The organism is Thiocapsa marina 5811, assembly GCF_000223985.1.
GTDB lineage: Bacteria > Pseudomonadota > Gammaproteobacteria > Chromatiales > Chromatiaceae > Thiocapsa > Thiocapsa marina.
Map to the genome: position 1 here is coordinate 331,395 of NZ_AFWV01000004.1, position 22,253 is coordinate 353,647.

15 protein-coding genes are annotated in these 22,253 nt (G+C 59.7%); 6 read left to right on the forward strand and 9 right to left on the reverse strand.

What is annotated here, in order from left to right; all coding sequences use genetic code 11:
- Nucleotides 1-14: 14 nt before the first annotated feature.
- The 4 genes from THIMADRAFT_RS07655 to THIMADRAFT_RS24560 all read right to left on the reverse strand — a co-directional run bounded on the left by THIMADRAFT_RS07655 (nucleotide 15) and on the right by THIMADRAFT_RS24560 (nucleotide 8,130).
- Nucleotides 15-731 carry a sulfotransferase family 2 domain-containing protein gene (locus THIMADRAFT_RS07655; protein WP_007192426.1) on the reverse strand — a complete coding sequence of 239 codons (717 nt, stop codon included), beginning with the start codon at nucleotides 729-731 and terminating at the stop codon, nucleotides 15-17.
- Nucleotides 732-798: 67 nt separating this feature from the next.
- The gene (locus THIMADRAFT_RS24555; protein WP_007192427.1) at nucleotides 799-2,715 is read right to left on the reverse strand and encodes a glycosyltransferase; all 1,917 of its coding nucleotides are present in this window, start codon (nucleotides 2,713-2,715) and stop codon (nucleotides 799-801) included.
- A gap of 70 nt (nucleotides 2,716-2,785) precedes the next feature.
- Nucleotides 2,786-3,655: a hypothetical protein gene (locus THIMADRAFT_RS07665; protein WP_139052739.1), complete on the reverse strand. Its 870-nt coding sequence runs from the start codon at nucleotides 3,653-3,655 to the stop codon at nucleotides 2,786-2,788.
- Entirely contained in the window at nucleotides 3,586-8,130 is a 4,545-nt protein-coding gene (locus THIMADRAFT_RS24560) for a glycosyltransferase (RefSeq protein WP_007192429.1), read from the reverse strand. Before THIMADRAFT_RS24560 ends, THIMADRAFT_RS07665 begins: the two co-directional genes overlap by 70 nt.
- A gap of 615 nt (nucleotides 8,131-8,745) precedes the next feature.
- Between THIMADRAFT_RS24560 and THIMADRAFT_RS25525 the strand changes: the two genes are divergently transcribed.
- The 6 genes from THIMADRAFT_RS25525 (at nucleotide 8,746) to THIMADRAFT_RS27025 (ending at nucleotide 16,861) form a co-directional block, all read left to right on the forward strand.
- On the forward strand, nucleotides 8,746-10,950 hold the full coding sequence (locus tag THIMADRAFT_RS25525; RefSeq protein WP_007192430.1) for a glycoside hydrolase family 99-like domain-containing protein: 2,205 nt from the start codon (nucleotides 8,746-8,748) through the stop codon (nucleotides 10,948-10,950).
- A 434-nt stretch (nucleotides 10,951-11,384) separates the two neighbouring features.
- Nucleotides 11,385-12,302: a glycosyltransferase family 4 protein gene (locus THIMADRAFT_RS07685; protein ID WP_158308368.1), complete on the forward strand. Its 918-nt coding sequence runs from the start codon at nucleotides 11,385-11,387 to the stop codon at nucleotides 12,300-12,302.
- 112 nt (nucleotides 12,303-12,414) lie between these two features.
- Nucleotides 12,415-13,734 carry a glycosyltransferase gene (locus THIMADRAFT_RS07690; protein ID WP_007192432.1) on the forward strand — a complete coding sequence of 440 codons (1,320 nt, stop codon included), beginning with the start codon at nucleotides 12,415-12,417 and terminating at the stop codon, nucleotides 13,732-13,734.
- Nucleotides 13,735-13,747: 13 nt separating this feature from the next.
- The gene (locus THIMADRAFT_RS26520) at nucleotides 13,748-14,716 is read left to right on the forward strand and encodes a glycosyltransferase family 2 protein (RefSeq protein ID WP_007192433.1); all 969 of its coding nucleotides are present in this window, start codon (nucleotides 13,748-13,750) and stop codon (nucleotides 14,714-14,716) included.
- On the forward strand, nucleotides 14,713-15,564 hold the full coding sequence (locus tag THIMADRAFT_RS07705; protein WP_007192434.1) for an ABC transporter permease: 852 nt from the start codon (nucleotides 14,713-14,715) through the stop codon (nucleotides 15,562-15,564). Before THIMADRAFT_RS26520 ends, THIMADRAFT_RS07705 begins: the two co-directional genes overlap by 4 nt.
- Nucleotides 15,565-15,574: 10 nt before the next feature.
- Nucleotides 15,575-16,861: a DUF29 family protein gene (locus THIMADRAFT_RS27025; protein WP_007192435.1), complete on the forward strand. Its 1,287-nt coding sequence runs from the start codon at nucleotides 15,575-15,577 to the stop codon at nucleotides 16,859-16,861.
- Here THIMADRAFT_RS27025 and ubiB read toward each other — a convergent pair.
- From ubiB to hslU, 5 genes are all read right to left on the reverse strand, one after another.
- On the reverse strand, nucleotides 16,858-18,519 hold the full coding sequence (gene ubiB / locus THIMADRAFT_RS07715) for a ubiquinone biosynthesis regulatory protein kinase UbiB (RefSeq protein WP_007192436.1): 1,662 nt from the start codon (nucleotides 18,517-18,519) through the stop codon (nucleotides 16,858-16,860). The genes THIMADRAFT_RS27025 and ubiB overlap by 4 nt on opposite strands.
- Nucleotides 18,516-19,166, reverse strand: a complete 651-nt coding sequence (locus THIMADRAFT_RS07720) for a ubiquinone biosynthesis accessory factor UbiJ (protein WP_007192437.1) — start codon at nucleotides 19,164-19,166, stop codon at nucleotides 18,516-18,518. The genes ubiB and THIMADRAFT_RS07720 overlap by 4 nt, the downstream gene beginning before the upstream one ends.
- Nucleotides 19,163-19,912, reverse strand: a complete 750-nt coding sequence (gene ubiE / locus THIMADRAFT_RS07725; protein WP_007192438.1) for a bifunctional demethylmenaquinone methyltransferase/2-methoxy-6-polyprenyl-1,4-benzoquinol methylase UbiE — start codon at nucleotides 19,910-19,912, stop codon at nucleotides 19,163-19,165. Before ubiE ends, THIMADRAFT_RS07720 begins: the two co-directional genes overlap by 4 nt.
- 236 nt (nucleotides 19,913-20,148) lie before the next feature.
- Complete coding sequence (locus THIMADRAFT_RS07730; RefSeq protein WP_007192439.1) at nucleotides 20,149-20,511, reverse strand: gamma-butyrobetaine hydroxylase-like domain-containing protein; 363 nt, start codon at nucleotides 20,509-20,511, stop codon at nucleotides 20,149-20,151.
- A gap of 259 nt (nucleotides 20,512-20,770) precedes the next feature.
- Nucleotides 20,771-22,102: an ATP-dependent protease ATPase subunit HslU gene (hslU, locus tag THIMADRAFT_RS07735; RefSeq protein WP_007192440.1), complete on the reverse strand. Its 1,332-nt coding sequence runs from the start codon at nucleotides 22,100-22,102 to the stop codon at nucleotides 20,771-20,773.
- Nucleotides 22,103-22,253 lie beyond the last annotated feature (151 nt).

Here is a 22,253-nt window from a genome sequence, read left to right on the forward strand (position 1 = left end):
GACGGTCTCGCATGTTACGATCTCGGGCGGCGCAAATCCATTTTAGCCTCCTCCGGGGAGTAACCGAAGACCTCGAAATCCGAACGATATTTCTCGTATACGACGGCTAGATCGTCTTCCGATGAATAGAAATGATGAAGACCCTTAAGCATGTTCGACGAGGTGTTGCGCGGCGAGATATTTTCGGGTGGAGGTATTCCGATACGCTGAAAAACCTTCGCGATGTCCCGATCGAAATACTCGACTCGTCCGACGTAGTCGACGAGAACCCTGAATGATCCGCCGGACGGTTCCGTCAATAGCTTCGTCATTGACGGCTCGACGAAGGCGGGATGACGGATGAATTCGGAAAAACCGTCGCTTTCAAGGAATGCTTTCGAGATAGGCCACGTGTCGATGATCTCCTTATTGGCTCCGAGAATCGTACGATGCAGTTTCGCGATGAAGGTATAGAAAGAGATCACCCGAAGAAACGGATTTCGGACGAAGCCGAACTTAAAATAGGCTTCAAACGTTTCATCGCCAACGACATCGCGAACGTCGCAAGCGCCGGCATGTTTCCAGAGGCCGAAACGTTGCTGATAGACGCCCTGAAGGGTCTCGCCCAGGGTTGAGACACCGAGCTCGATGTCGTTCCAGCAGCTGTAGGGGCTAAGAAGATCCGTGATGGTTGAGCCGGCGCATTTATGAGTATGGATAAAGATGAACTTTCTGCTGTTGGATATAATCATCAGATCGGGTCCATGAGTGAGCGGTATCCGTGTTGAGTCTTTCGTGGCCGGGCTGCGGTTTTATCGATCAAATCCGGGTCGCTGCAAAAAACAATTGATCGCGTCCGAGATAGCCATAGATGAGAGAGTGATAATGCAACGCATGCACATCCTTGAAATCTGCATTCCGAATGTCATCGAGCAGATCCCATCCGAAATGGTAGAAGCTTAGGCATCCCTCGGGCCGTAATGGGTCGCCGTGGTATTCGGGAGCCGTAAGATGGCTGATGTTGCCGAGCTCGTCGACCGTGGCGCGCACCAGTGTTGTCTCCTCTCGAGGCCGAAAAGGAATACTCAGGAACAATGTACCACCGGGTCTCAAGATCCTCGCGAATTCCGACAATGCAGACCGATACGCAGGAACATGCTCAAGAACGTCGAACGATAGAACGACGTCAAAAGAGCGGTCGTCGAAGCTCAGGCATGTCACGTCTTCGTTGCGAATGCCCGCAGCGTTCGTGGAACCGAGAGCCAAGGTTCCGCCTAAGAACTCACTGCCGACGCTGTTGGGATAGCGCGTCTTGAGTTGCTTGAAAAACGGCGTCGCGCACTCGGTGATATAGATCTTGGATTCCTGCGTCGGAGCGACTACTTCGTTCAGGACGTGTAGGGTGGCGCGCATCCTATTGTTCAAGCCGCATAGGGTGCATGCAGCCGTCTCTCGCCAATTCGGCGTGAGCTTTCCGCGCAGCCTATATGCGTGATCGAAGGTGACCCTGAATCGACCGGGTTGATCACACGCGTAGCAGTAGCCCTCGATCTCGCGTGTGCTGCCGATCTCGACGATGGAAGATTCGATATCAAACCCATCCACCTCGTTCTTTTGAAGATTTGCCTCTAAGGAGAGGTAATCTGCGAGACGCGACAGCGGGGTGACAATGAGCGGAGGCGCCGGCTCGCCGGGACTTGGATCCGCCGGGTGCAGAGGTTTCCGCAGGGTTGTCGTTTGCGCATGTTGCGGATCTTCGCGCATGCGTTCCGAGGTGCCCCGAATCCGGTTCGCTTCGAAGGCTGCCCGGTAGCCGCGGTAGAGAAGAGCTTCGGTTGTCTCGTTGATCGGTAAACCGAGGTCGGCTCTCGTGCCGACGAATCGATCAAGCTCGCGAGCGGACTTCATAATCGCGTCGAAGCGCGGTGCGATCTGCTCCCATTCGAGGGCCGCTTGCCCGGATCGAGTCCAAGTTTGGACCTCGGGATCCGGATGCAGTCGGCTGAACAGCCAATTCGACCGACCCTGCGCATGACAGCGCCTGCAGAAGTCCTCGAAGTTCAGCGTTCTGACCATATGACTGATCGCGTTGGCGTTATAGACAACACGCAGTCCGACCCGCTGAAGCCTGAATCCGAGCTCGATGTCTTCCGCGCCGAATCGAAAGGCTGGATTAAAAACGCCATGCTCGAGCAGGAATCCGCGCTTACAGGAGGAGCGACCGCCCCAGAAATAACTGAAATCGAGTTCCGAGCCGTGGGTCAGATGAGGATAGGAAAAGAGCTGGCAGCCGATTTCCGTCACGTAATGCATTAATGGGGATCGGGCGGGCTCGCGAGCAAGGTCGGTGTATCCGAGTACGGCGAAATTGGGCAGCGGGAAGCGCTGATGGCTAAGGTAATGCTCTTCCAAGCAGCGTTCGTCCAGTATGTCGTCATCGTCAAGGAAGGTGACGATGGGTGATCGAGACAGGAATAATCCATGGTTCTTCGCGCTTGCTAGACCGGAATTTCTTTGGTAGGCGTAGCGCAAGGAGAGAAGGGAGCGAAAGCGCTCGACCGTCTTCGGGGTTTCGTCCGTGGAGCCATCGTCGATCACGACCACTTCGAATCGGTTAATGCCGATGGTCTGGTTGCACAGCGAGTCCAATGCTTGTTGCAGCAGCGAGGCCCGATTGTGGGTGCAGATGACTGCGCTGATAAGTGGCGCTGGGCCGGGTAGATCAACTGGGTTCACGGTCAATGCCTTCTCGTGGCGGTGATCTTGACGTCGAAAAAGACCTCGCGATCGAGGATGTCGGATCCGGTTATGTGCTCTGCGGGTGCAGTGGATACGTCTCGATCGCGATGAACGCATCATCCCTTGCGAGGTGTTTTCGTTCGGCGAGAAAGCGGCTCATCTCGGTGTCGGTCTCGCCATAATCGTAGGTCGTCACCGGTTTGCGCAGGGCGTGTTTGACCGGCGCGGCATCGACGATTCCGAGCCGACAGCCTTTGGCCTCCAACTGTACCGGCCACACGAAATCGAGACCCCAGCCCATCGGCGCTTCTTCGTTGAAAGGCAATATATGTGGAAAGGCGTCGCGTCGGAGTGAGAAGACAGGACCGATCTCGACGAAGCGAGTCCATCGCGCTGCGACGCCGAGCAATTGGGCCACGAAATAGTGATCGATATAGCTGTCGTGTGTGCGGGCGGGTTGTGCCAGGGCGAGATCGTAGGTTGTTTGAAGCTCCAAAAAACGGTCGAGGAATGTGGGGCCGATTTCGATATCGTCGTCGATGACGATGATGTAGCGGTATCTATCGAGCTCGATGCCGGCGAGCAGCCGATTCAGAAGAGCGTACTTGGGAACAGGCGAGGCGAGTGCCAGCGCGGTATGGTCGCGAACCAGCTCCGGCACGGGCCCTTCCCCGATTGCAGCCCATCGAAGATCAACCCTCCAGCGCCGGGCACCCAGCAGATCCGCCGAAATACTATCTGCATGGTTGGCGATCGTCGGCAAATAAACGCCGACGATAAGAACGCTGTTGTCTTCGCCTGTCGGCATGGCGGGCTCCGATAATTGAACCGGCGAGGCGTGTCGGCTCGGCTTGCTCTTTGGAGATTTCATTCGAAAAGGGGTAGGAGCTTCTTTGCAACGGCTTCCTTGGAAAAGTGGCGTTTGATCAGTCCACACCCTGCCGCCGAGAGACTCTCCCAAAACGTGTCGTCTCGATAGAGCCGCAGAATTGCCGCAGCGAAATCCTCCGGGTCATCGCAAATCATAGCGTTCACCTCATGCGTCAGCCCCATGCCCTCGGCACCGATCCGACTCGTGACGACGGGCAATCCATAGCTGAGGCTTTGGCCGATCTTGCCCTTCATCCCGGCACCGTGGCGCAGCGGCGCAACGAAGACCCGACTTTGGTCGAACCAAGCGGCGACATCCGGGACATAACCGACGGGGTTGATCAAGGATGATTCGAGTGCGCGAATCACATCCGGCATATCGCTTCCGACGATGTTGAATCGGATATCGCGCTGCCGAGCATGTACGAGCGGCAGTATACGTTGAACGAAATAGAGCACGGCATCGACGTTCGGTGTGTGCTGAAAGCCGCCGATGAAAAATAGGTCGCGGCGGGACGACGGGGGTGCGACGGTCGGGCAGACGCGATGAACGTTCGGCACGACGGCGACCTCAAGCCTCGGACTTTGCTCGAGCAGTGCATGCTTTTCGTCTTCGGTGATGGCGACTGTGAGGTCTGCGCCGATTGCGTTGGACAGCTCGATGCGTCGGTAGTGCTCGGCCAGGGAGACCAGTCGATCGGGATCGGCTTCGAAAGAGGCACCGCGTAGGAAACGGATCCAATGGAGATCGACGGTGTCGTAGATGACCCGAGCGGCGACGGCAAATGCTCGCACGATCGGCAGATAGACCTCTGCAAGCTCGGGCCGAGAGATCCAAGCGCTGCGATAGGTTCCGCCTTTGGTTCGCAGGTGCTCGAGCGCTGCCTGTTGACCGATGATAATCCCGATGCCCTTAACCTCGAGGGACCGGGCGTAACCCGGATCCTCTGCGGGTCGATCTGCAATGAAATCGACTGCATGTCCGGCTTCCAGGAGGAGCTCCAGGATCATCTGCATTCGGTAGGAGCCGGAGTCGCGGTCGGGCGTCGGGGGTTTCCAGTCGATCACGAGCAGTCGGGTCGGCACGGTCTCGGGTTCCGGAAAAAGAGACCGCCAATCTCCGTCCCAGTCGCAGCTGGCACGCCCGGCCGTTTGGTTCGGGTCTCCCTTTCCAAAAGCTCCCGGCTTGAGCTCAGGGCGTCCTTTGGCGCCGCTGTGTTCGGGGTTTAGGGGCAAACGGCCTTCGGATGCGCCCGCTATTAGGTAGTGGATCAATGGGTTGATTGCTTGGGTGTCCGGATACCGACTGCGGTACCATGCCGAGTCGAAGCCGGGCCCCGGGCTGCAGCCCCGTTCAGCGCCGAACAGCAAAAAGTCGACGAGAGGATTACGTCCGCTTTCCGAAACGTCCGGGTAGTTCTCGAGATACCAGGACGTATTGAAGAACGGGTGGGGATCACGTCCCTCGTCGGCGCCGGCAGAGAGGTAATGATAAAGCGGGTTGGCACCGCAGATATCGGCGTTGTGCTCGCGATACCAATCCGTATCGAAAAGCGGACAGGGATCTCGGCCTTCGGATGCCCCCGCAACGATGTAGTGCCGCAGAGGATCAATTCCTGCATCTCGCACATCGGCGCTGTGTTCGAGATACCATGTCGAATCAAATAGCGGATGCGGAGCGAGGTGCTCCGTCCAGCCCTGAGTGACGTAATGAATAAAGGGGTGCAGTCCGCTGGATGCCACGGTCGGGTTAACTGCCGCGTACCAGGGGCCGTCAAACAACGCATGAGGACCCTCGTTCGTCTTTGTGCCATCGACCAGAAAATGACGAAGCGGATTGATGTCGGATCCTCGAAGAGCGGGATTGTTCTCGAGATACCAATCCAATCGGAACAGGGGGTGCGGATCTCGGCCCTCTCGGGCGCCTTGTTCGACAAAATGGATGAGGGGATTCTTTCCTGCTGCGGCGACGTCCGGGTTGTTCTCGAGATACCAAGCTGCATCGAAGAGAGGATGCGGGCTCCGACCTTCCCGGGCGCCTGTAGCGATATAATGCGCGAGCGGATTGACACCCATCGCCGCGATATCAGGGTTGTTCTCGAGGTACCAGGCGGTGTCGAAGAATGGATGCGGGTCGATGCCTGTGTTTGCGCCGACTTGCAGATAATGAATAAGAGGATTGATTGGGCTCTCGGCCGCCTCCGGACAGTGAGCGAGATACCATGCCGTATCGAATAAGGGATGCGGGTCGCGGTGCTCTTGCCACCCGATGCTCAGCCAATGCAGTATCGGTCGGTAACCGCCAAGCAGAACCTCCGGATAACGCTGGGTATACCAGAATTCATCGAACAAACCCGACGCGTTGATTTGTCGTGCATGTGATCGACGACGTAAGGCCGATGGAAGTGTAAAAGTCGCCGACCACCAAGCGATTTTCATCGCTGTCGTCATTGTCCGAGGAAGCGTTCGCTGGTCTCGCTCGAGCAGGAGGAGTTTCGCCGCCCATGGCCAAAACGCACTGCTGTATATCGTGTTGAGCCGTTCTGCGAGCTGGTCCCTCTGATTCGCGCTCGCTTGTGCCAACTCGAGGGCCGAAGAGAGGTCGCGCTCAAGCGAACAGTTCTTCTGCTCGTGGGCAGCGGCAATCTGTTCGAGTGCTGCGACCTGCTCGCGCTCCGCACTCAACGCCGATCGAAGCGCATGCATCTCCGAGATGGACTCGCCGAGCGAGGACTCCAGCTCCAGGGACCGCGTTTCATGGTTGGAAGACGCATACTCCAACTGATCGATTTGCAGCGATTTTTCGATACTCTCCGACTCAAGTTTGGCTATGCGCGCTTGACATGCGGCGAGCGCCGTCGTGAGTTTGTCCAAGCTCGCGATTCTGCCGTCGGTTGTCGTTTCGAGGAAGGAGATTCGAGCCTCGCGCGCAGCCAGCGTGGCCTGCATCCTCTCCAACGCCTGTTCTCGCTCCGCGTCCTTTTTGTGCTGCGCACGTAATTTCCGGAGATCCTCCCGCAGTGCATCGCATTGCCGTTGAGATTCCGCTTTCGCCGCAGCGACCTGATGTTTGGTGTAACCGGCGATCGCGATCACTTCCGTCAAGTTCCAGCGCCGACGCCAGAGATCGAAGAAGGCTTCCAAGCCGACACGCGTCTCGGGTGTCGGGGCACGTACCCCGAAGCCGCTCCCTTCCGATATGCGATAAACGGTGGTGATTCGGTCGACATGCAGGAAATTGGTTCGGCGACTCAGTTTGACCCAGAAATCCCAATCTTCGTAGAGTGCCAAATTATCGTCGAAGCGAATATCGTCATCGAACAGCGATCGTTCGAAGAGGACGGCATGGATGGGAAGGTAGTTTTCGACGAGAAGTCGGGTTGCATCGTGCCGCTCGTTGAACACGTGGATGACTTCCCAATCCCCGTTTTCGCTCCTCTTTCGGCATTCAACCCCCGCATAGGCGGCGCGAGCGGTATCCGACCGGCTCAAGGCGGTGACGAGGCAGCTCACGTGATCCGGGAGGAACCAGTCGTCGTCATCCAAAAAGACGACATATTGGCCGATCGCCGAAGTTACGCCGAGGTTGGCGGCAGCTCCGCGGCCGAGCGGGGCGCCGCTCGACGCCGTGCGCACCGGAAACTGCCCGCACCAGGGTTCTGCGTCGAGCATTCCGTTCCCCGCGACATCGACCAAAACAACTTCGATGTGTCGGTAGGTTTGCGCTGCGATTGAATCGAGGGCGTCCGCGAGCTCGGGACGATGCGCGCTACGGATTACGACGGAAACGAGGGGTTGGTCGGACGGCGATTCAGCCCACGTCTTCATTCGCGATGATGTGCCCGGCACCGGCCGCGAGAGGTCTTCGCCGCGACTGACCATCAGCCCCTCGGCGGCCTTGGCCTGGGCGGGAAGTTTGAAGGCGCGCAGGCGATTCAGTGCTGCGACTTGATCGCTGCGCAGCTGCTCGTGCGGCTGCGAGCTGAAACACGCTGCGGCGGCCAGTTTCAGGTCGAAGACGGCAGTGATGTCGCTCAGCAGATTCGGTTGGAGCGGTACATCGATCTCGTACCCGACTAAAGCCGAATCAACGGGAAGCCGACGGACCGCTTCGTGTGCGATCAAGCCGATGACGGAGCGTGTCGGATCGGGGTCTTGAACGGAGGGGGCGTAGATGAGTTTGGCGCCGGCCTCGGTGGCGACCTGAACGAGACGTTGGATCATCTTCTCACCGTATTCGATTGCCGAAGATGCTTCGCCCCAGAATATCGGCTCTCGAGACTCCAACACTCGCGAGGCCTTGCGGCTTTGGGCTTCGAGCCTGCCTCTGACCTCGGCGCGAGCCGATGGGTCCGCGAGATCACGACAACCGTCGGTGATGACCAACACCACGACGGTGTCTCCCGCAACGGCGTGTCGGCGGCAGGTGCCGCCGCAGCCGAAAATCTCGTCGCCGGGCTCGGCAGCGACGACCAGGACGGGTCCACGTCCCGCAAGGTCTTCGGATGAGGTCGGGAAAAAGGCACCTGGAAGGTTCTTCATATCGCAAATCGAAGCGTCTTAGCGAGATAGAGCGGCTCTCGCCGCGGCCGCTCGGTCAAGTTCGTGAGGGTGATGCGCGTCGAGGCCGAGGGAGACGCATCTAGAATGACCAGAACGCGCTCGGTTCGCCGTGGCCCACCCGAGCGATGCGCCCGGGCGATTTCTAATGTTTGCAGCGAGGGCGTGGGCCTGCCTCTCGACACAATGGTGATGATCCGACGCGGATCGCTCCGTGTCCGGCGCTCGCGAAACTTGCCCGTCGGCCCCATCCGACGATGATACTGGAGAAACGATCGGAGGTGCTAATCGTCGACGATACCCTGCGCCGGCCGTCGCGATTGGCGAGGCGGCGACGGGATCTTGGAGGATGCAAGGGCAACATCGATGCTGGCATGCGTCTTGGCTGCTGTTAAGATGTCGCGTCGCCCGCGCAAAGCCTCGGCGTTTAGGTTGCCCTGCTGGATCGCCTAGTCGCAGTCTCGCCGACGACTATGCTCCGGCTCGTTCGCTTGAACGGAAGGGCGAGCGATCGGTGCCAGCCTTGGAGATCCGGTGAGTTTCGGAGTCCGATCGTTTCATAATCACGTTTTTCAACGATTTAGTCGTCTCGTCCACATGAGAATTCCGCGCCTTCAGCACGTCGCCACCCTGTACGATGCGCGAGCGATCGTCGGGCGCGCGTTACGCGCTATCTACCATAGGCTTCCGCTGCCATCTGGTGGAAGACTACGCTTCAAGTCACTGTTGTACAGATCGTTCTCTTTTTTCATCAAGGATACCGCGAGTTACCGGCATTGGCTGCAGGAGCGGCACCCCGACGGGGTCTCGGAGCGCGAAGAGGATGTTTCGCGAATTGCACCCCCGCACCTACTTCCTGCTCTCGAGAGCGGGTTCGTGGAGGCGGCCTCCGATCTTACTCTTCCCTTCGATCGGGATCCCGAGGTCACGATCCTCATGCCGGTCTACAATCAAGCCGGATTCACGCTTTGTTGTCTGCAGTCCATCGCGGCAGCGCCGCCACGGGCTTCGATCGAGATCATCGTGATCGACGATGCGTCGACCGACGAAACACCTGAGATGCTGCGTGCCGTCTCGGGGATCCGTCATGTACGTAATGACGTCAACCAAGGCTTCCTCTTGAGCTGCAACCGCGGCGCAGCTCTGGCCCGAGGCCGCTACCTGCACATTCTGAACAACGACACCCAGGTCCAGGCCGGGTGGCTCGATGCCTTGCTCGACGTCTTTGTGCATGAGCCGGACACCGGGATTGCAGGCTCCAAGCTGATTTATCCAAGCGGGCATTTGCAGGAGGCGGGAGCTGCTCTAAAGCGTAACGGGAGTGTCGAGTTGATCGGACTCAACGAAGACCCTTCGGACCCGCTTTATGGTTGGCGCCGTCGGGTCGATCATTGCTCGGGCGCGAGTATCCTGATCGAGGCGTCGCTGTTCAACAGTCTGGGCGGATTCGACGAAGTCTATGCGCCGGCGTACTACGAGGACTGCGATCTCTCCTTGCGCGTTCAAGCGGCCGGGCGTCACGTGGTCTATGAGCCGAGCTCGGTCGTTGTGCATCATCTGAGCATCTCGACGAATGCCCGCCCGGCCGAGAAGTTGACGCGTATTGCAGCCAACAGTGCAATCTTTCTCGACCGGTGGCAGTCGACACTCGATGATCTGGATACGGTCAAGCTCATTGCGTTCTTTTTGCCGCAGTTTCATCCCATCCCGGAAAACGATCTATGGTGGGGCAAAGGATTCACCGAGTGGACCAATGTCACCCGCGCGAAACCGAACTTTTCGGGGCACCGGCAGCCCCATCTCCCTTCGGATCTCGGATTTTATGATCTGAGGCTTGCGGAGACCCGGCAGGCACAAGCCGATTTGGCGCGGCATTATGGTATTTACGGGTTTTGTTACTACCATTATTGGTTTGCCGGCAAACGATTGCTGCAGCGCCCGATCGATGAAATGTTGGCATCCGGAAAGCCCGATTTCCCGTTTTGTATCTGCTGGGCCAACGAGAGCTGGTCTCGGCGCTGGGACGGGCGTGAGGCGGATATCCTGATCGCGCAGCAGCATTCGGAAACCGACGACTTGGCATTCATTCGTCACCTGCAGCCGTTCCTCCGAGACCACCGCTATATTCGTATCAACGGCCGTCCGTTGATTCTCGTTTATCGTATCGAATTGTTTCCCGATCCGATGCATACTGCCGAGATCTGGCGCGAGTACTGCGTTCGTTCGGGGTTGGGCGAGATTTATCTTGCCTGCGTTCAAAGTTTTGGTTTGTCTTCCGATCCGGCGGATTTCGGATTCGACGCGATCGTAGAGTTCCCTCCGCACGATCTCTCGGTACCGCTCGAAACGCGGCCTCCTTTAGACAACTCGGCATTCTCGGGCCAGGTCTATGATTATCCGGCAACCGCCGAGCGGTTCATGCAGCGGCCGTTGCCCGATCATCGATTTTTTCGCACGGCAATGCCCTCCTGGGACAATACTGCTCGAAGGCAGGATGCGGGCACGATCTTTCTGAATTCCACGCCCGACCTGTACGAACATTGGCTTTCGACGCTCGTCACGCAGTCGAGACGTTTGAACCCGCCTGGCGAGCGGTTCGTCTTCGTGAATGCCTGGAACGAATGGGCGGAAGGAAATCACTTGGAGCCGGATCAGTATTACGGCCATGGCTACCTCGAAGCAACGCGGTCGGCTCTGGACGATATGGCGCCGCCGCAGCTCGGAAGTGATCCGGGCGCCACCGTCGCGGCGAGCTCTGCCGCATCCGCCCACGCCCAATCCGTTAGATCCAGCGCATGTTGATGCCAATCCGCAAAATTGTCACTCGGCATGGTGGACTCTTCACTGCCATCTCGCGAGCGCTGACGATCACGCGTGCAGATGGTTTTGCGGGTTTGCGTGATCGTTTCCTCTGCGCATGGAGATCGGCCCGCGAACGGTCGGTCGATTTGTCGAGCACCGAACAACCGTCGGATCGGTTGCTTTCGGACCGACCGATGGGGCTGCGGCGAAACACTCCCGTGCCGGGCGCTCTCTTGATTGGGCACCCTTATGCCGTACTGGGCCGAGCGGAGGATATTCGAACGGCCGCATCTGCCTGCGATGCCGCAGCGATCCCCTTCGCTCTGCGAAACCTCTACGGTGACTACGGCCGCGAGACGGCGGGGTTGCATAAGGATTTCGACATGATGCACCGCGAGGATTCGACGGCGGTCTACCGCGCAAACATTCTCGTATTGAACGCCGACGAGATGGAGAGGGCGTGGCAGCATCAGGGCGAAAGTCTGGATAGCGGTGCCTACAATATCGGCTATTGGGCTTGGGAGCTCAGCCGCTTTCCGGATGCTTGGTTGCCGGCATTCGAGGGCTTGAACGAGATCTGGGCGCCATCGCGTTTCATTCAACAGGCGATCGCCGAGAAGGCTAGTTGTCCCGTGGTATGGATGCCGCTTGCAGTGGAGCACCGTATCACCGCAGCCGTGTCGCGTCGGACACTCGGGCTGCCCGAAGATCGCTTTCTCTTTCTTTTCTTTTTTGACTTTCGCTCATTCGTCAGCCGTAAGAACCCATTGGCCGTCCTTAGGGCGTTTCGACAAGCGTTCTCGAGTGCCGACGATTCGGTCGGTCTCGTCATCAAAACGAATGGTATGTCGGAGTGCTCGGACGCCTACGAGGAATTCAAGAGCAGCGGCGTCGCGGACGACGAGCGGATCACTTGGCTCGATCGTGTGATGGACGATCGGGAGATCAGGTCGCTGATGAGCCGGTGCGATTGCTTCGTCTCTCTGCACAGATCGGAGGGCTTCGGGCGCGGTCTTGCAGAGGCGATGTTGATGGGCAAACCGGTTATTGCGACCGGATATTCCGGCAATCTGGATTTCACGAACGAAGAGAACTGTTGCCTGGTCGATTACGCCTTGGCTCCGGTCGGCGACGACGAATATCCGCATGGTGCAGGGCAGCTCTGGGCTGAGGCCGACGTCGAGATGGCGGCCGATTTTATGAGGCGTCTTGTCGATGACCGATCCTTTGCTGCGGCGAAGGGGAGTGCAGGTGCTCGCTACATTCGGGCGTTTCATAGTCTCGCAGCGGTCGGTGCCCGTTACCGCCGCCGCCTTGAGCGGCTTGGTTTAGTGGATCCGTTGACCGCATGATGTCGGACTCGCGGCGCATCAGGATATACGCTTCGCGTGCCGGATTTCGGCAAGACGAATGAAGTCCCCGGCTAGGCTGTTCTCAAGCGTCATTGTATCTTGGAGAGCCGCGATGGAGCGTTCGCTTCGATCCCTATTCCGGCGGCTGCCGCTGCAGGATACCCGGCGGCAAAAGATCAAAGCTGCAATTCGCTCATCGCGGATGCCCCTGTTCGGCAGAAATGGTTTGGAGGAGCCGGGCTGGTCCCAGCTGGTTCCTCCCTGGACAGGAGACTGGTCTTGCCTGTTTCCGACTCCGCGTGTCGGAGCACAAGATATTCTCGTGATTGATTGGAAACCGCCGACTCCCGACCGCGATTCCGGCTCGTATCGTATGCGCATGATTTTGGATGTGATGCGCGAGGCGGGATGTGGTGTCGATTTTATCGGTGATCACGACGCCGAAGGTGTTTCCTATACGAGGTCGCTTGAGAAGCTCGGAATCTCCGTCGTTATCGGTCGGGAGGCGGCATGGCGGCATCTGATCGTCAACGGCGCTATGTACCGATTTGTGTGGATTTCGCGTCCGGAGATTGCCGAGCGGTATTTGCCGATGGTGCGGGCACTCGCGCCACGGGCCGAAGTGATCTACGACACGGTCGATCTGCATTGGATCCGTTTGCGCCGCGGTATCCCCTTCAGTCCCGAACCCGAGCCGCTTGCTCATCTTGCGGAGTCATTTCGGCGCATCGAAATATGCAACGCTCGTTGTTCCGATCTGACGATTGCGATAACCGAGGATGAAAAGCGCGCTCTTTTGGACGAGGATCCGGGAATAAAGGTTCACGTCTTGCCGAATATTCATGCGGTTTCTTCGGTTGTCGCTCCGGTTTCTGGCCGATCCGGCCTTTTCTTTATCGGTAGTTTTAGTCATCCACCAAACATAGACGCGGTATTTTACTTCGTCAGAGATATTCTCCCCCGTATTCTCGATCAGATCCCGACAGTGCACTTCTACATCGTTGGCAGTGATATGCCTTACTCCATTCGCGCGCTCAAGTCACGATGCGTCCGTCCGGTCGGTTACGTTCGCGACGTGGAGTCGTGGTTCCGACGCATGCGTGTCTTCGTTGCACCGTTACGGCATGGTGCCGGGATGAAGGGAAAAGTCGGCCAGAGCCTTGCCCTCGGATTGCCGGTGGTGACGACATCTGTCGGCGCGGAAGGTATGGGGTTGACCCACGAGGTCGAGGCTATGGTCAGCGAGGATCCGGGAGACTTCGCCTCTTCGGTAATTCGTGTCTGCCTGGACAATGATCTTTGGGGCCGTCTCTCTTCGGCAGGCCAAGCGCTCGTCGCTCAGCGTTTTTCGAAGGAGGCTGCCGAGCGTGCCCTGATTCCCCTTCTGCGAGTCGAGCCGTTGCAACGGGGTATGCGATGTGAGCGGGATTGATCCGGAGGGACCGGTGCCTCCGATCAGCGTCGTTCTCCGCCTTTCGGATCAGTGTCGGGGGCTGAGGGATTGTCTTGACAGTCTTCATGCTCAGAGCATCGGCGTAGAGCGGTTCGAGGTCTGCGTTTCAGCGGAAGGGCTTGCGGAGGCGTTGCCGGAGGACCTTCAAGCGATCAGGTCCACTCTGCCTTTCCGGTATGCTTCGGGACGCCATTCCAAGACTTCCGTTGATTCCTATGCCGGGTTGTCGGTTGCTCGTGGCCGCATCGTGTTTTTTGTGAGCGGGGATGAGGTCTTGGACCCTTGCTGCCTGGAGGAGCACCAACGCACCCATAAGGAGTACCCGGACCCGCATGTCTGCGTCCTCGGTTATACTCGGCTGCGGGGCGAGGCCGCACGTTCTCCGCTGATGCATTACCTCGCCGACGCCGGTTGCATGCCTTGCGACCATCCCGAGGCGTCGTCCGGGTCCGCTATGGATGGCTCAGCATTTTTTGGAGAATCGCGGTCCTTCAAGCGCGCGTTTCTTCTTGAGCAGGGTGCGTTGGATCCACGTCTTCCACTTGGCTTCGAATGGGGCGAGTTGGGCTATCGTCTGCATAGCAACGGTCTGAAGGTCACTCGCAACGCGGCGGCGGTGACCGAGATGGCGCGGTCTTTGAGTTTCGAAGATGCCTGCAGTCATAGCTATCGACAAGGTCGGGCGGATCGGGTCTTGGTTCAAGTTCATCCCGAGCCCGAGGCCCGCGCCTGGTCGCAGATCGATCGTGCAGAATCAGACTGGGAGGTTGTCGAGCCGATTTTCGAAGACGTTGTGAAAGCGGCCCGTGAGCTCGATCGATTCGCGCAAGAGCGGTGTCGCTTCGACCTTCCTATCGACGAGCTGGCGACACGCCTTCTTTATCGTAGCTATGCAGCTGCTTTTCGTGCACACCGCCTTCTGGGTGCTGTAGGCGGCGTCGTCAACGGAACCAATCCATGACATCCAATACCGTTAATGTTCAATCACCACTGCTTCAGCAGCTCAGTCATGGTCTTGAGCCTGAGCAGCTCAAAAAGGCTTGGCGCGATATATTCGAAGGTTGGCGTCGGCGAGAGCTTTGGGCCACCTTGGGTCTGCATGACATCCGCCAACGTTATCGGCGTTCTACCCTTGGGCCTTTCTGGATTACGATCTCAATGGGTGTGATGGTCTTCGCACTGGGTCTTCTATACGGACAGATCTTCGGTCAAGAGCTGCATGACTACCTGCCGTTTCTCGCCGCCGGATTCGTGATTTGGGGTCTCGTATCCGCGATGATCTTGGGAGGGTGTACGACCTTTATCTCTGCGGAGGGAATGATTCGCCAGCTCAATGCGCCAGTGTCCATCTACGCGTATCGCGAGGTTTGGACGGCGGTTATCGCCTTCGCCCACAATATCTGGATCTTCGTTGCCGTAGCTTGGTGGTATGACGTGGATCTAAGCTGGAATGCACTTTGGATTCTCCCGGCGGTTGCGATTCTCCTGATCAACGGTTTCTGGATGGCGCTCTTCTTCGGTCTGCTGAGCGCGCGTTTTCGAGATGTTCCACTGATCATCGGCAGTATCGTACAGGTGCTGTTCTTTTTGACGCCGGTCATTTGGCGGCCCGAGATGTTGCCGGACCGTGCACTTTTGCTGGAGTTGAATCCCTTCTACCACATGGTCGAAATCCTCCGCGCGCCGATGCTCGGTCACACACCTTCTCTCAGTAATTGGTTGGCGGTCTTGCTTATTGCCGTGGTCGGCTGGGGGGTTACGCTCTTCTTTTACTCCGCTTATCGTTGGCGGATCGCCTACTGGGTCTGAGGATAGGCAGATGGCATCCATTACCCTGGAGAAGGTCTCGGTATCCTTCCCGGTCTATAGCTCCGCAACCCGATCCATCAAGAATCGTTTGATACAGAGTGCGACGGGCGGGCAGATCCGTTCCGAATCCGGCTCCGATCGAATTTCGGTCGTGCAAGCGTTACAGGATATCAACCTTCAACTCGAGAGCGGGGATCGGATCGGTTTGGTGGGCCATAACGGCGCAGGCAAAACGACGCTACTCCGTGTCCTGGGTGGCATTTACGAGCCGAATGAGGGGCGGGTTGCGGTCGATGGGTCGACGGTACCGCTGTTCGACATCAGCCTCGGGATGGATCCGGAGAGTACGGGCTATGAGAATATCATTCTGCGTGGTCTCTATTTGGGTCTGAGCCGGTCTCAGATGCGTGGTCGGCTCGATGAGATTGCGGACTTCACCGAGCTCGGGGATTTTCTCAACTTGCCGATCCGCACCTATTCGGCCGGCATGCGGATGCGTCTGGCCTTCGCCGTCTCGACGTCGGTTGCTCCGGATATTCTTTTGATCGACGAGGGCATCGGAGCCGGCGATGCAGCATTCTTACAGAAAGCCAGCGAGCGCTTGAAGCTCTTTACCGAGCAGGTGTCGATCATTGTGTTGTCGTCCCATTCAGAGGAGCTGATCAAGCGAATGTGCAACAAGGCGCTGCTGATGGAGCACGGTCGCGTTGTGGGATCAGGGTCGACCCAGGATGTTTTGACGCAGTATCGGCAGCGGCAGGAAGGGGGGGGAAGCGTCGAAATCAGCGCTCCGCTCCCGCTCGAGATCGCGTCCAAACCCGCGACCCCATCCGACCCATCGGCTTGGGCGATGGAAACGGCGAGATTCCTGAGAGAAGGTCGTTGGGATGCCGTGGACGTCGACCGTCTTGTGGAAGAGGTTGTCTCCCTCGTGGATCCCGATCCCGATCGCGATCTGATTGAAGGGCAGCTGACTTATCTTTTGGTGCAGTTGCTGATATGGCATTGGCGCGAATCGGAGAGATCCGGACTAAGGCGCGAGACTATCGATCAGGTCAGGCACCAGACGGAGTTGATGATCAGGGAGGATAAAAACGTCGTCGATGCCGCAGAAAAGTCTCTAGAGAGCGCCTACAAGAAGGCGCGATCGACGGCAGCGCAACGTATGGACATCGAAGAATCGCAGCTCCCTGCGAAATGCCCGGTTACATTGCCGCTCCTGCTGGATCGCACCTGGTTCCCGGGGCAGGCGGCAGCCGACGATGCGGTCGCTAGCCGGCGAGCTGCTGACGCCTAGGCCTGACGCGCCGCAGAGAAAAACAGCAGCGCGCCGAGCATGTAGCAGCCTGCGACGAGTGCAACTCCGGTCGTGGCAGGCAGCCACGGACCCGGGCCGAGCAGCAGCACGAGTGTGCCGCAGACGATCACGGTGGCGCCCCCGAGTGCGCGGACCGACTGGGATGTCGAATTGGCCGTGTCGTGGCTGCCGTTGCGGCCGTGGTCTCGGAGTGATCCGGCCTCGGCAGCCCGTAGACGCTTGTCGTAGGTGCTGAGTATCCGGTAGGCCATTAAGGGGATCTCGGGTGTCTGGTCGGCGACCGAGATGAAGTTCTTTTTGGTCCGGTCGAGCAGACCCACGACGCCGATCTGATCCTTCATCCAGCGTTCCATGTAAGGCTTGGCGGTCGTCCAGAGATCCAGCTCGGGGTAGAGCTGTCGGCCGAGGCCCTCGATGTTCAGGAGTGTCTTCTCGAGCAGCACCAACTGCGGCTGGATCTCCATGTCGAAGCGTCGGGCGGTCTGAAACAGGCGCACCAGGAAGTGTCCGAAGGAGATCTCGGCCAGAGGCTTCTCGAAGATGGGCTCGCTGACGGTGCGGATGGCGGACTCGAATTCATCCACGCGTGTCCCGGACGGGACCCAGCCGGATTCCACGTGCAGCTCGGCGACGCGCCGATAGTCGCGCTCGAAGAAGGCGAGCAGGTTCTCGGCGAGATAGCGTTGATCCTCGGTCGTGAGTGTGCCGACGATCCCGAAGTCGATCGAGATATAGCGCCCGGACGGCTCGACGAAGATGTTGCCCGGGTGCATGTCCGCGTGGAAGAAGTTGTCTCGGAAGACCTGGGTGAAGAAGATCTCGACCCCGCGCTCCCCGAGCTGCTTCATGCTCACGCCTTGGGCCTTGAGCCGCGCGACATCGCTGACCGGGGTCCCGTAGATGCGCTCCATGACCATGACGCCGGGGCGGGTCCAGTCCCAGTAGACCTCCGGGATGTAGAGCATCTCGCTGTGGATCCAGTTGCGACGCAGCAGGGAGGCGTTGGCGGCCTCGCGTTGCAGATCCAGCTCGTCGTAGATGGTCTTTTCGTACTCGCGGACCACATCGACCGGGCGCAGCCGACGCCCGTCTTTCCAGTAGCGCTCGGCGAGATGGGCGACGGTGTACATCAGCCCGAGATCACCGCGGATGGTCCGCTCGATGCCTGGGCGCAGCACCTTGACCACGACCTCGGTGCCGTTCTTCAAGCGTCCGGTGTGGACCTGAGCGATGGAGGCGGATGCGAGCGGGATGGGGTTGAACTCATCGAGGACATCGTCGACCGAGCAGCCCCAGGCCTTCTCGATGATGGCGCGGGCCTCCGCGCCGTCGAAGGGCGGCACCCGATCCTGGAGCTTGGCCAGCTCGACGGCCAGGTCGTCCGGGAGCAGATCGCGTCGGGTCGAGAGGATCTGACCGAATTTGACGAAGATCGGACCCAAATCCTCCAGCGCGAGGCGCACGCGCACGGGGTAGGAGGTCGGCAGGTCGCGCCGAAACCAGTGCCAGGGCGAGATGTACATGACCCAGCGCAGCGGCCGAAAGAGATGGGTCGCGAGGATGACCTCGTCGAGTCCGTGGCGCAGAAGGATCCAGTTGATGCGGAAGAGCCGCAGGGCCTCGCGGGGTCCGATCATGACGGGGTGCCGGACCCCGCATGCGGTCGAGCGAGGCGCTCGAGGCGTTCGATACGCGCCTCGGCGCGCTCGACATCGTCGCGCAGGATGTCGACCTGCGCGAGGAATGCCTCGACCTCGTAGCGGGTCGGGGTCAGGCGGGCCTCTTCCTGAAGGTATTCCTGAAGATCCTCGGTCAGGGACTCGGATGTCTTGCGTGCCCACTGCGCCGCTGCACGCGCTTGGTTGCCGACCTGGTGGGCGAAGGGGTCGCCGATCACGCGGGCGAGCTGCTCCTCCCAATCCACGTCGAGGCCGGCGATGGCACGGTTGAAGGCTTGGGCCAGGGACGTATCGCCGAGGATCTCGACCTCGCCCTGGATGATCTGCGTCTCCTTGCGCTCGGCCATGCCCATGCGGGCGAGCGCGAGCGGGGTGCCGCGGATCAGGCAATCGGGCTCGGCGTCGTAACCGCCGAAGAGCTGGAGGCGCTGCTCACTCGGGATGATGGTCACGCGCGTGCCGAACCCTTTGAGCTCGATGCCGATGATCCGTCCTTCCAGTGCAGCGAATGCGGCCGAGCCCTCGGGGTCCAGCGCGATGTAGCGGTTCAGGGCCTGCTCGACGACGGCCAGCACCGCGTCCGGGATCTGGATGCCTTCGGTCACAGTTTGTAACCTCGGTGGATGGCGACGATACCGCCGCTGTGGTTGAAGTAGTCGCAGCGCTCGAACCCGGCCGCCTCCATCATCGCGCGCAGCGTCTCTTGGTCCGGGTGCATGCGGATGGATTCGGCCAGATAGCGATAGCTTTCGGGGTCGTTCACGACCAAGCGCCCGAGCGTGGGCAGGACCGAGAAGGAGTAGAGGTCGTAGGCCTTGCTCAAGGGGCGGCTGACCGGGTGCGAGAACTCCAGGATCAGCGCCCGTCCGCCCGGACGCAGCACACGCTGCATCTCCACGAGTGCGGCCTGCTTGTCGGTGACGTTGCGCAGACCGAAACCGATGGTGACGCAGTCGAAATAATCCGAGGGGAACGGCAGCTTCTCGGCGTTGATCAGGGCGTAGTGCAGGTTGCCGACGCGTCCGCGGTCGAGCATGCGCTCGCGCCCTTCGGTCAGCATGGAGGCATTGATGTCGGACATGACCACCAGCCCCTGCGCGCCGACGATGCCGGAGAAGCGCTCGGCGAGATCGCCCGTCCCGGAGGCGAGATCCAGCACCCGCTGACCACGGCGCACGCCCGAGAGCTCGATGGTGTGACGCTTCCAGAGCCGATGGATGCCCAAGGACATGAGGTCGTTCATGAGGTCGTATCGGGAGGCGACCGAATCGAACACGGCGCGCACGCGCGATGCCTTCTCCTCGACCGGTACCTGCTGATAACCGAAATGTGTCGTCTTGTCGTCGGACATGCTGTGTCTCTGCTGAACCGCGCGTGATTGGATCTGCACCGCTTCGGGGTTTGCTTGGCCTTGACGCGAACAAGGGCCGTCGGCGGCGCGGTTCAGATCGATGATGTTTTCAAAGGCCGAGGCCTTGATGCGCCGATGGCCGTGTGATCCGGGTCGGTCGACGCGAGCTTCAGGCGTGCGTCGTGCCGGGCGGGCGACAGTTTACAACATCGGGTCCACGACAGCGGCGTCGGGGATCAGGACGCGCGGACCTTTCGCTTCTGTCCGGCCTTCTCGAGCTCGTCGAGATATTCCTTCCACAGGCGTTCCTGCTCGACCCCGAGGCGGTACAGGTGCTCCCAGGAGTAGATTCCCGTGTTGTGCTCGTCGTCGAAGTGCAGACAGATGGCGTAGTTGCCGACGGGCTCGATCTTGTCGATCCCGACGTCCTCCTTGCCGAGCTGCAGGACGCGCTGCCCGGGGCCGTGGCCCTGGACCTCGGCGGAGGGGGAGTAGACGCGCAGGTACTCGCACGGCAGGTTGAAGTGCGAGCCGTCGTCGAAGGTGATCTCGAGGATCCGCGATTGTTGATGCAGGTTAAGCTCGGTGGGTGTCGGCATGGGATTCTCCGGCGTCCGCGATGCTGTCGCGGACGTTTTTGGATGGAATTGATCGGCTCAAGAAAGATGTTGCTCTAAACCGCGTCCAGAGCGACATGCGTCATTTTCATGTTGCGTTTGGCTTCGGAGATGTCCTCGGTCTCGATGAGGCGCGGTTTAAAATTTCTTTAATACTCTAAACCGCGCCGACTCCGACAGTCATCGGAGCTGGCGCGGCCAAGCCAGGCCAACACATGATGCATACCGCACCGGGCGCGGTTTACAGGATGTAGCGCGACAGGTCCTCGTCGGCCGCGAGCCCGGCCAGATTCCGATCGACATAGGCGGCGTTGATGGTCACGGTCACGCGATCCAAGTCCGATGCGTTGTAGGAGACGTCCTCGAGCAGCCGTTCCAGAACGGTGTGCAGGCGACGTGCCCCAATGTTTTCGGTCCGCTCGTTGACCTGCCAGGCGATCTCGGCGAGTCGACGAATGCCGTCCTCGGTGAACTCCAGGGCGACGCCCTCGGTGGCCATCAGGGCACGGTACTGATCCGTCAAGGAGGCGTCCGGCTCGGTCAGAATCCGCACGAAGTCCTCCGTGGTCAGTGCCTTGAGCTCGACACGGATCGGCAGGCGGCCCTGCAGCTCAGGGATCAGATCGGACGGCTTGGAGAGATGGAAGGCACCGGAGGCGATGAAGAGGATGTGATCGGTGCGCACCGAGCCGTGCTTGGTCGATACAGTGCTGCCCTCCACCAGCGGCAAGAGATCGCGTTGAACGCCCTCGCGCGAGACATCGGCGCCGGCCATGCCTTCGCCGCGCTTGGTGACCTTGTCGAGCTCGTCGAGGAACACGATGCCGTTTTGCTCGACGTTCTCGATGGCGCGCAGCTTCAGCTCCTCGTCGTTGACCCGCTTGGCGGCCTCCTCATCCTTGAGTAGCTGTCGTGCGTCGCGGATGCGCAGCTTGCGACGCTTCATGCGGCCCTGGCCCAGGTTCTGGAAGAGCCCCTGAAGCTGGTTCGTCATCTCCTCCATGCCGGGCGGCGCCATGATCTCGACACCCATCGGCGAGGCGGAGACCTGGATCTCGATCTCGCGCTCGTCGAGCTCGCCGGCGCGCAGGCGATCACGGAACTTCTCGCGGGTCGCCGAGCTGGTGACGGAGCGGCTCTCTTCCTCGAAGCTCGACGGCGGCGGGAGGAGTGCATCGAGGATCCGCTCCTCCGCGGCGGCCTCGGCCTGTCCCGCGAGCTTCGCCATCTCCTGCTCGCGCGCAAGCTTGATCCCGATGTCCGCCAGATCGCGAATGATGGACTCGACATCGCGTCCGACGTAGCCGACCTCGGTGAACTTGGTCGCCTCGACCTTCAAGAAGGGTGCGTTGGCCAGGCGGGCCAGACGCCGCGCGATCTCGGTCTTGCCTACACCGGTCGGCCCGATCATCAGGATGTTCTTGGGTGTGATCTCCGAGCGCATCGGCTCCGGGATCTGAGCCCGACGCCAGCGGTTACGCAAGGCGATGGCGACGGCGCGCTTGGCCTCGTCCTGACCGACGATGTGCTTGTCGAGCTCCGAAACGATGCGTTGTGGGGTGATTTCCGACATCTGGATCTGTCCGTCGAGAGGGTCGCCCGGGTCGAGCGACCGGTTGGGATGGAGGATTGACCTCACAAGGCTTCGCCATGGAGCGCCGTCGGCTCGTCGACAGGGTCGCCGTCGCCGGCCGAAGACCGTACTTGCGGGGATCGCCCCGGGG

Bases quoted from the DNA above. Each gene is read 5' to 3' on its own strand.
- THIMADRAFT_RS07655 (WP_007192426.1), bottom strand. From the start codon at position 731: ATGATTATATCCAACAGCAGAAAGTTCATCTTTATCCATACTCATAAA.
- THIMADRAFT_RS24560 (WP_007192429.1), bottom strand. From the start codon at position 8,130: ATGAAGAACCTTCCAGGTGCCTTTTTCCCGACCTCATCCGAAGACCTT.
- THIMADRAFT_RS25525 (WP_007192430.1), top strand. From the start codon at position 8,746: ATGAGAATTCCGCGCCTTCAGCACGTCGCCACCCTGTACGATGCGCGA.
- THIMADRAFT_RS07690 (WP_007192432.1), top strand. From the start codon at position 12,415: ATGGAGCGTTCGCTTCGATCCCTATTCCGGCGGCTGCCGCTGCAGGAT.
- THIMADRAFT_RS07705 (WP_007192434.1), top strand. From the start codon at position 14,713: ATGACATCCAATACCGTTAATGTTCAATCACCACTGCTTCAGCAGCTC.
- THIMADRAFT_RS27025 (WP_007192435.1), top strand. From the start codon at position 15,575: ATGGCATCCATTACCCTGGAGAAGGTCTCGGTATCCTTCCCGGTCTAT.
- ubiB (WP_007192436.1), bottom strand. From the start codon at position 18,519: ATGATCGGACCCCGCGAGGCCCTGCGGCTCTTCCGCATCAACTGGATC.
- ubiE (WP_007192438.1), bottom strand. From the start codon at position 19,912: ATGTCCGACGACAAGACGACACATTTCGGTTATCAGCAGGTACCGGTC.
- THIMADRAFT_RS07730 (WP_007192439.1), bottom strand. From the start codon at position 20,511: ATGCCGACACCCACCGAGCTTAACCTGCATCAACAATCGCGGATCCTC.
- hslU (WP_007192440.1), bottom strand. From the start codon at position 22,102: ATGTCGGAAATCACCCCACAACGCATCGTTTCGGAGCTCGACAAGCAC.